The organism is Streptomyces sp. UH6, from assembly GCF_013421635.1.
In the GTDB taxonomy this organism is placed as follows: Bacteria; Actinomycetota; Actinomycetes; order Streptomycetales; family Streptomycetaceae; genus Streptomyces; species Streptomyces abyssomicinicus.
This window is the reverse complement of sequence record NZ_JACADT010001359.1, coordinates 1-1,165: the sequence shown is the minus strand read 5'-3', so window position 1 is coordinate 1,165 and position 1,165 is coordinate 1. Positions and strand designations below refer to the sequence as shown.

Here is a 1,165-nt window from a genome sequence, read left to right as displayed (position 1 = left end):
TCCCCGCGGCCGGACGGCCCGGTGGCCCGCCGTCGCCGCGGCGCTGGCGGTGTCGCTGGTTCCGGCGGCAGGTACCGCAGCGGCCTCCGAACGTCCGCCCCAGGCCCGGCAGTTCGACCTCCAGGCCCATCGCGGCGGCGCCGCGACGACCGTCGAGAACACGCTGCCGGCCTTCGCGCGGGCGCTGGAGACCGGGGTCACGACCCTGGAGCTCGACGTCCAGATCACCGAGGACGGCCACGCGGTCGTCACCCATGACCGGGACGTCCAGGAGCGCAACTGCCGGGACACCGGACCGGCGTTCCCGGGCGACCCCGAGTACCCGTACGTCCCCGGCAGGACATACGTGAAGGACCTCACGCTCGCCCAGATCCGCACCCTGGACTGCGGGTCCCTCCGCCAGGCGGCGTTCCCCGCACAGACACTCGCCCCCGGGGCACGGATGCCGCTGCTCTCCGAGGTGTACGCGCTGGTGCACCGGTACCGGGCCCACGGTGTCACGCTGAACGTGGAGACCAAGGTCGAGGCCGGGGCGCCGCAGGAGACCGCGCCGCGGGAACGGTTCGTGCGGACCGTGATCGCCGAGACGCGGCGGGCGCGGATGGTGCGGCAGGTCACGGTCCAGAGCTTCGACTGGGGCGCGCTGAGGAGGGTCCGGGAACTGGAGCCCCGGCTGCCGGTGGTGGCGCTCACCAACGGACAGCAGTTCCTCCAGCAGGGCGTGCCGGGCGCCTCGCCCTGGCTCGGCGGGCTGGACATCGACGACTTCGAGGGCTCGCTCCAGCGGCGCTACGTGGCCGCCGCGGTCTCCCTCGGCGCCGACGCCGTCTCCCCGGTGCACGGCGACCCGCAGGGCGGCGGGATCGCGACCCCGGGCTACGTGCCCTTCACGACACGGGAGTTGGTCACGGCGGCGCACGCGGAGGGGATGAAGGTGGTGTCCTGGACCGTCGACGACCCGGCGACCGTCCGCCACCTGCTCGGTCTCGGCGTGGACGGCCTCATCACCAACGCCCCCGACACCGTCCGCACGGTCCTCGCCGAGGAAGGCCTCCGCCTGCCCCGCGCCTACCCCCGCCCGGCCGCCCCGTGACCACACCTCCCGTGACCACACCCGTCCTGTGACCACACCTCCCGTGACCACACCCGTCCCGTGCGGACCGCC

At 74.4% G+C, this 1,165-nt stretch carries 1 protein-coding gene; it reads left to right on the top strand.

Annotation, left to right across the window (positions count from 1 at the left end; genetic code table 11):
* Positions 1 to 49 precede the first annotated feature (49 nt).
* The gene (locus HW445_RS31875; protein WP_374939738.1) at positions 50 to 1,093 is read left to right on the top strand and encodes a glycerophosphodiester phosphodiesterase family protein; all 1,044 of its coding nucleotides are present in this window, start codon (positions 50 to 52) and stop codon (positions 1,091 to 1,093) included.
* Positions 1,094 to 1,165 lie beyond the last annotated feature (72 nt).